Here is a 7,607-nt window from a genome sequence, read left to right as displayed (position 1 = left end):
CCGGTCCCGCCCGCGTCGCGCCGCCGCGGCCCGCGGCGCGGCCCGCGCCCCGGAACCGGCCGCCGGTCACGTGGTGCAGCGGCCGGCTGCGCTCTCCGCGGAGCGGCGTTCCGAGCTCCGGGTCGGGTTCACCGCCCGGCGCGCCGTCGTCCTGGCGGCGGTGATGTGCGTGCTCACCCTGACCCTCGCCGGCCCGGTCCGCACCTTCTTCGCCCAGCACGCGGAGATGAAGCAGCAGTCCCAGATCGACGCCGCCCTGCGCAAGGACATCGCGGACCTGCAGCAGCAGAAGGCGAACCTGGCCGACCCGGCGCACATCAAGGCACAGGCCCGGGAACGGCTCGGGTTCGTCATGCCCGGGGAGATCCCGTTCCAGGTGCAGCTGCCGCCGGGAGCGGAGGTGCCGGGCGGGCCGGGCGTCGAAGCGGCGCCCACCGCCGGCGACGACCCCTGGTACACCGCGCTGTGGCACACCATCGCCGACGCCCCGCACGGCCTGCCGCCCACCGAACCCCTGGAGCCACCGCGATGATCGACCCCGCCGACCTCGACGCCGTGGCCCGGCAACTGGGCCGGGAGCCGCGCGGGGTGCTGGAAATCGCCTACCGGTGCCCCAACGGCGAACCCGCCGTCGTCAAGACCGCGCCGAAACTTCCCGACGGCACACCGTTTCCGACGCTGTACTACCTGACGCTGCCGGCGCTGACCGCCGCCGCCAGCCGGCTGGAGTCCTCGGGGCTGATGGCCGAGATGACCGAGCGGCTGGGTCACGACCCGGACCTGGCCGCGGCCTACCGCCGCGCCCACGAGTCGTATCTGGCCGAGCGCGACACGATCGAGTCGCTGGGGACGACGTTCAGCGGCGGCGGGATGCCGGAGCGGGTGAAATGCCTGCACGTGCTGATCGCGCACTCCCTGGCCAAGGGGCGCGGGGTGAACCCGTTCGGCGACGAGGCACTGGCAGTGCTGGCGGCCGAACCGGGCATGGCCGGAATACTGGTGCGACAGGAGTGGACGTGACCCGACTGGCCGGAATCGACTGCGGCACCAACTCGATTCGCCTGCTGATCGCGCAGCCCGGCGACGACGGCCGGTTGCGTGACGTGCACCGCGAGATGCGGATCGTGCGGCTCGGCCAGGGTGTGGACGAGACCGGCAAGTTCGCCCCGGAGGCGATCGCGCGCACCCGCGCCGCGCTGGCCGACTACGTGACGCTGATGGCCGACCACGGCGTCGAGCGGGTGCGGATGGTCGCCACCTCCGCGGCCCGCGATGCGACGAACCGCGACGAGTTCTTCGCCATGACAGGCGAACTGCTCGGGAAGGTCGTCCCGGGCGCCGTCGCCGAGGTGATCACCGGCCAGCAGGAGGCCGCCCTGTCGTTCTCCGGTGCGGTCGGTGAATTGGACCGCGCCGCAGCACCGTTCGTCGTCGTGGATCTCGGCGGCGGATCCACCGAGGTGGTGCTCGGCGATCGCGAGGTGACCGCCGCGCACTCCGCCGACATCGGCTGTGTGCGGCTGACCGAACGCTGCCTGCACTCCGACCCGCCGACCGCCGAGCAGGTGGCGGACGCCCGGGCCGTGGTTCGCGAACAGCTCGACACCGCACTGTCGGTGGTCCCGGTGCAGCACGCGCGGACCTGGGTCGGGGTTGCCGGCACCATGACCACGCTGTCCGCGATCGCGCAGGGCCTGAGCGCCTATGACCCTGCCGCCATTCACCTTTCGACGATCGGCTACGACGACCTGCTGGCGGTCTGTGACCGGCTGATCGGCATGACCCGCGCGCAGCGTGCCGCGCTTCCCCCGATGCACCCGGGCCGAGCCGATGTGATCGGCGGCGGGGCGATCGTCGTGCAGGAGTTGGCCACCGTCCTGCGGGACCGTGCCGGGATCACCGAACTGACGGTCAGCGAGCACGACATCCTGGACGGCATCGCGGCGTCCATCGCCTGACGCGCCGGCTCACACCTCGAATCGGTACCCCATCCCGGCCTCGGTCAGCAGGTGCTTGGGGTTGGACGGGTCGTCTTCGAGCTTGCGGCGTAACTGCGCCAGGTACACCCGAAGGTACTGAGTCTCCTTGGCGTAGGCCGGTCCCCAGACCTGGGTGAGCAGTTCGTCGCGGCCGACCAGCTTGCCGCGGTTGCGCACCAGCATCTCCAGCATGCCCCACTCGGTCGGGGTCAGGTGCACCTCGGCGCCGTTCTTGGTCACCTTCTTCGCCGCCAGATCGACGGTGAACGAGGAGGTTTCGATGATCGGCTGGTCGATCTCCGACACCGCGGCGTTGCGGCGCACCGCGGCGCGCAGCCGGGCCAGGAACTCGTCCATCCCGAACGGCTTGGTGACGTAGTCGTCGGCGCCGGCGTCGAGCGCCTCGACCTTGTCGGCGGAGTCGGTGCGTGCGGACAGCACGATCACCGGCACGGTGAGCCAGCCCCGCAGGCCGTCGAGCACCTCGATGCCGGAGATGTCGGGCAGGCCGAGGTCCAGGATCACCACATCGGGTCGCTGCTCGGCGGCGGCCCGCAGTGCGCCGGAACCCGTTGCGGCGGTGACGACTTCGTAGCCGCGGACGGACAGGTTGATCTTCAGCGCCCGCAGGATCTGCGGTTCGTCGTCGACCACCAGCACTTTGGTCATCGGTGCGGGTTCCTCTCGGTCATCGGCCCGGCCCCGGTGCGGCCAGATCCACCACCATCGTCAGCCCACCCCCCGGTGTCTCGGTGGCCCGGATCGTGCCCCCCATCGCCTCGACGAACCCCTTCGCCACCGACAGCCCCAGCCCGACCCCGCTGGTGTTGTCCCGGTCGCCGAGCCGCTGGAACGGATCGAACGCGTGCTGCTCAGCGCCGCGCGGCAGGCCCCGCCCGTCGTCGGCGACATTGATCAGCACCCGGTCGCCGACGCGGGCGGCGTTGACCCGCACCACGCTGCCGGACGCGTAGCGCAGCGCGTTGTCGATCAGGTTGGCCAGCACACGTTCCAGCAGTCCGGCGTCGGCCATGACGACGGTCGGGCCGACCTCCACCTTGATCTGATCCAGGCTGCCGCGGCCGGAGACGTTGGTGCGCTTGCCGATCCCGACCAGCGCGCGCTGCACCACCTCCTCCAGGTACACCTTCGCCAGGTCCGGCCGCACGACGCCGGCGGACAGTCGGGAGGAGTCCAGCAGATTGCCGACCAGGTCGGTGAGCTGATCCACCGATTCCTCCACGGTGGCCAGCAGTTCCGCGGTGTCGTCGGGGGAGAAGTCGACGTCCTCGGCGCGCAGGCTTGACACCGCCGCCTTGGCCGCGGCCAGCGGGGTGCGCAGGTCGTGGCTGACCGCGGAGAGCAGCGAGCGGCGCAGTTCGTCGGTCTGCATCAGCGATTGGGCGCGCCCGGCCTCCTCGGCCAGTTCGTTCTGCTTGACCAGTCCCGCAGCCTGCCGGGCCACCACCGACAGCACTTTGCGGTCCCGGGAGGCCAACTGCCGGCCCGCCATCAGCATCCAGAACTCGTCATCGCCGACGTCGATCGTGGTGTCCGCGAGGTCCGGTGAGACGCAGGGATTCTCACCGACCGCGGCGACGACGTCGGTGGCGTCACCGGAACTGCCCGCAGGCACCCGAACCAGGCTCACCGCCCGCTGCGAATAGGTTTCGCGGACCCGTTCCAGCAGCGTGTCGAGGTCCGCGCCGCGCAGCACCGAACCGGCGAACAGCGTCATCAGTTCGGCCTCGCGGGAGGCGCGGCCGGCTTCCCGGGCCCGTTTGGCGGCGCCGTCGACCAGTGCCGCTACCGCGACCGCCACCAGTAGCAGCACGACTTCGGTGATCGCGGCGTCGGGTTCGTCGATGGTGAAGTCGTGCACCGGGGGGATGAAGAAATAGTTGAGCAGCGCGCCGGAGAGCACGGCCGACAGGGCCGCCGGGGCGATACCGCCGAGCAGTGCCACCACCAGCACCCCGACGAAGAACAGCGCGCTCTCCCCGTCGGTGGCGAGGAACCGGTCGAGCCAGAACGCCGCGGTCGCGCAGATCGCGAGCGGCACCACCACCGCGGCCAGCCAGGACGCCACCCGGCGCTCCCGCCGCCACAGCGTGATCGCGCGGAAGCCGGGCTTGCCGTCGGCGTAGGTGACGATGTGCACGTCGATGTCGCCGGACCGCTGCACCACCGCCGCACCGACGCCCTCGTCGAGGATCCGCGCCCAGCGTGACCGGCGGGAACTGCCGATCACCAACTGGGTGGCGTTCATGTCGCGGGCGAAATCCAGCAGGGCGGTGGGCACATCGTCACCGATCACGGTGTGCAGGGAGGCGCCCAGACTGATCGCCAGCTGACGGATCTTCCCCACCCGGGGGGCGGGCGCCCCGACGAGTCCGTCACCGCGCAGCACGTGCAGCACCATCAACTCACCGCCGGACTTCGACGCGATCCGCGAGGCCCGGCGTACCAGCGACTCCGACTCGGGTCCGCCGGTGACCGCCGCGACGATGCGCTCCCGGGCCTCCCAGGTGTCGGTGATGTTCTTCTCGGTCCGGTGTCTGGTCAGGGCGGCGTCGACCTGACCGGCCAGCCACAGCAGCGCCAGTTCCCGAAGCGCGGTGAGGGTTTCGCTACGAAAGTAGTTCGCCAGCACCGCGTCGACCTGTTCGGGTGCGTAGACGTTGCCGTGGGAGAGTCTGCGGCGCAACGCTTCCGGTGCGACGTCGATGAGCTCGATCTGTGCCGCCTGTCGCACGATCGGGTCGGGGACGGTGTCCAGCTGCTCGGTCCCGGTGATCTTGGTGACCACGTCGTTGAGGCTCTCCAACTGCTGGATGTTGACGGTGGAGATCACCGTGATGCCCGCGGCGAGCAGTTCCTGGATGTCTTGCCAGCGCTTGAGGTTTCGGGCACCGGGACGGTTGCGGTGGGCCAGATCGTCGACCAGCACCACGTCCGGGCGACGGGCCAGCACCGCCGCGACGTCGAGTTCGCCGAGCTCATCGCCGACGGTCTCGATGCCCTCGAGCAGTTCCGCGGTCTTCACCCGGCCGTGCGTCTCGATCGCGCCGGCCACCACGTCGGTGCCGCGCTCCAGCCGGCGGTGCGCCTCGCTGAGCATCGCGTACGTCTTACCGACGCCGGGCGCCGCGCCGAGGTAGATGCGCAACTCGCCGCCGTGGGGAGGCTGATCGATGACGCTCACCCGACCATCATCCCCGCCGTCCCCGGACCGACATCTGTCAACCGGCGACGACCGGGCGGGTCATCACCGTGGGCTTGAATCCGTAGTGCGGGTCGCTCAGGCCGAGCCCGCGGCGCCCGCCGGCACCCGCCGCCGCACCCATCCCGGCGGGGACCGGCGTGACCGCCGCGGCCTCCTCGGTGCCGGCGATCCACTCGGAGGTGATCAGCGGCGCCGGGCCGGCTGCCGGGACCGCACCCGGCCAGCTGACCGGCACCGACAGTTTGCCGACCGGAGCGGACTGGGCCATGCTCGCCAGCACCGGGGACGATCCGACGGTCGTGGCAGCGCCCGCCGCGCCCGCCGCGCCGACGGCCGCGGTCGGCGCGCCGACCGAGTCGATCAGCGTCGCACCGGCTGCGCCGGCGGATCCGTCGGTGGCGATGGCGATGGCGCTGGCGATACCGGCGAACAGGTGCCAGGAACCGGCCGTCACCCCGTAGGTGCTGTAGGTCTGGATCGCGTTCCAGATGCCGATGTTCTGCGTCGAGTCGATGAAGTTCGACAGGAAGTCCAGCGGCTGGGCCGATCCGGCGGTGGTCAGCGGCGCCGACAGGGTCTGCACCGCGCTGGGCAGCCCGGAGACCAGCTGGGACAGTCCGGACTGGCTGCTGCCGGCGGCGGCCTGCCCGACCGCGGCGGCCTGGCCGGCCACCCCGGCGGGGTTGGTGCTCGGGGCCGGTGCGGACAGCGGCTGCAGCACCCCGGCGGTCGACGACGCGGCGGCGTAGCCGTACATGGCGATGGCGTCCTGCGCCCACATCTCGGCGTACAGCGCCTCGTTGGCCGCGATCGCCGCGGTGTTGATGCCCAGGATGTTCGACGAGATCAGGGCCAGCAGTTGCGCCCGGTTGGCGGCGATCACCGGCGGCGGCACCACCATCGCGAACGCCGACTCGAAGGCGGCGGCCGACGCGGTGGCCTGGGTGGCGGCCTGCTCGGCGGCGGCGGCGGTGTGCGCCAGCCACGTCATGTAGGGCGTGACCGCCGCGGTCATCGCGGCCGAGGCGGACCCGCGCCACTCCTCGCCGGTCAGCGCCGAGATCGTCGACTGGTAGGACGTCGCGGTGCTGGCGAGTTCAGCGCTCAGACCGTTCCACGCCGCGGCTGCGGCCATCATCGGCGCCGATCCGGGCCCCGCGTACATCCGGCCGGAATTGACCTCCGGGGGTAGTGAGCCAAAGTCCATGTTCGTGAGTCCTCTACGCCGCTAATCGATGTCGTGTCGTCAGACGCCGGGACGTTCCGGCATCACCTTCGGCTTCACGCCGTAGCGGATCCGGCCACGGCTGCCCTGGTCGCTGCTCGACCCCGGCATGCCGGCCGGGACCGCGGCGGTCGAACCTCGGGCAGCGACGTCCGGGTGCGCGGTGGCCGCGGTCGTCCGGGTAATGGCCTCCGGAGTCTCCGGGGCCGCTTCGGGAGCGGTGCCGGAAGCCCATGCGGGGGTGGCCGGTGCCCCGGTGGCCGGTGCGGTCTGACCCACGGTGGCCGCGGCCGGCGCGGCCGCCGCCACCGCGGGGGCGACCGGGGTGACCTGGCTGGCCAGTCCGATGTCGTCGACGGTGTCCACATGGTGGACCACCCCCGACGGGTTGGTGATGTAGCCCTTGCCCAAACCGGTGAACTCCGAGGCTGCCGAGCCGATCGTGCCGCCCTGCATGGCCGCCAGGATGGCGCTGTTGCTGGCGATTCCGCCGAGCCCGAACGTCGGGTCGGCGGCTGCGGCGCCGCCGACGGCGGTCCCCGCGCCGGCCAGGCTGCCGGCTGAGGCGGAACCGGCCGCCGCCGAGTTGGCGGCCTCGGTCTCGCCGTAGGAGTCTGCGCTGGTCCGCAGAGTGTGGACGAACATCTCCTGCATGGCCGCGGCCTGGGCGGCGATCTGCTCGTAGAGCTTGCCGTAGGCCGCGAACTGCAGGGCCTGCAGTGCAGAGACCTCGTCGGCGGCGGCCGGCAGCACCCCGGTGATGGGTGCGGCCGCGGCGGCGTTCTGGGCGGTCAGCGCTGAGTCGAGACCCTGCAGGTTGGTGGCGGCGGCGGTCAGCGCCTCCGGATGGGTGGTCACGAACGCCATGGCCGCTCCTCGAAATGTGTCACACCGACGAATGGACCGTCCCACTCTGGTGCCGTCCGGGCAGGTGACTCGGGGTCGTTTACGACTTCTTTACGGGTCGGCCGGGATTCTTGACGGTTTACTGTCGAGGACCGGAAAACACCGGTGGCCGCACCCCCCCGCGGGGGTGCGGCCACCGGGCCTGGGTGCGGTTACGCCCAGCTGGAGCCGACGGCCGAGTCGGTGTTGGCCATGTTGTTGCCGGCCGATTGCACCTTCTGGCCGTGCGAGTTGGCCTGTTCGTAGATCACCTGGAAGTTGCGGCCGAGTT

Annotated in this window: 7 protein-coding genes and 1 pseudogene; 3 read left to right on the top strand and 5 right to left on the bottom strand. The window is 71.5% G+C overall.

All coding sequences use genetic code 11. From position 1 onward, the window contains the following. The 3 genes from KIH27_RS19045 to KIH27_RS19035 all read left to right on the top strand — a co-directional run. Positions 1-532 (top strand): FtsB family cell division protein (locus KIH27_RS19045; protein WP_214094539.1); only part of this gene is annotated, 532 nt, incomplete at its 5' end. After that, entirely contained in the window at positions 529-1,020 is a 492-nt protein-coding gene (locus KIH27_RS19040; protein WP_214094538.1) for a DUF501 domain-containing protein, read from the top strand. The genes KIH27_RS19045 and KIH27_RS19040, both read left to right, overlap by 4 nt. Next, complete coding sequence (locus KIH27_RS19035; RefSeq protein ID WP_372451426.1) at positions 1,017-1,958, top strand: Ppx/GppA phosphatase family protein; 942 nt, start codon at positions 1,017-1,019, stop codon at positions 1,956-1,958. Before KIH27_RS19040 ends, KIH27_RS19035 begins: the two co-directional genes overlap by 4 nt. A gap of 9 nt (positions 1,959-1,967) precedes the next feature. Here the strand turns inward: KIH27_RS19035 and KIH27_RS19030 are convergent, their stop codons facing one another. The 5 genes and pseudogenes from KIH27_RS19030 to KIH27_RS19010 form a co-directional block, all read right to left on the bottom strand. Then, complete coding sequence (locus KIH27_RS19030) at positions 1,968-2,648, bottom strand: response regulator (protein WP_214094536.1); 681 nt, start codon at positions 2,646-2,648, stop codon at positions 1,968-1,970. A 19-nt stretch (positions 2,649-2,667) separates the two neighbouring features. Next, positions 2,668-5,184, bottom strand: coding sequence for a DUF4118 domain-containing protein (locus KIH27_RS19025; protein WP_214094535.1), 2,517 nt, complete (start codon positions 5,182-5,184; stop codon positions 2,668-2,670). 37 nt (positions 5,185-5,221) lie between these two features. Next, a complete protein-coding gene (locus tag KIH27_RS19020) occupies positions 5,222-6,412 on the bottom strand; it encodes a PPE family protein (protein ID WP_214094534.1) in 1,191 nt (396 codons plus the stop codon). Positions 6,413-6,451: 39 nt separating this feature from the next. Beyond that, positions 6,452-7,297: a PE family protein gene (locus KIH27_RS23065; RefSeq protein WP_214094533.1), complete on the bottom strand. Its 846-nt coding sequence runs from the start codon at positions 7,295-7,297 to the stop codon at positions 6,452-6,454. A gap of 191 nt (positions 7,298-7,488) precedes the next feature. Then, positions 7,489-7,607, bottom strand: a pseudogene (locus tag KIH27_RS19010) (type VII secretion protein EsxI); the annotation flags it as partial.

Source organism: Mycolicibacter acidiphilus (assembly GCF_018455725.1).
GTDB lineage: Bacteria > Actinomycetota > Actinomycetes > Mycobacteriales > Mycobacteriaceae > Mycobacterium > Mycobacterium acidiphilum.
The sequence above is the reverse complement of the archived record's forward strand: the minus strand, read 5'-3'. Positions and strand labels throughout refer to the sequence as shown.

Coding starts and splice junctions, on each gene's coding strand:
- KIH27_RS19040 (WP_214094538.1), top strand. CDS start 529: ATGATCGACCCCGCCGACCTCGACGCCGTGGCCCGGCAACTGGGCCGG.
- KIH27_RS19030 (WP_214094536.1), bottom strand. CDS start 2,648: ATGACCAAAGTGCTGGTGGTCGACGACGAACCGCAGATCCTGCGGGCG.
- KIH27_RS19020 (WP_214094534.1), bottom strand. CDS start 6,412: ATGGACTTTGGCTCACTACCCCCGGAGGTCAATTCCGGCCGGATGTAC.
- KIH27_RS23065 (WP_214094533.1), bottom strand. CDS start 7,297: ATGGCGTTCGTGACCACCCATCCGGAGGCGCTGACCGCCGCCGCCACC.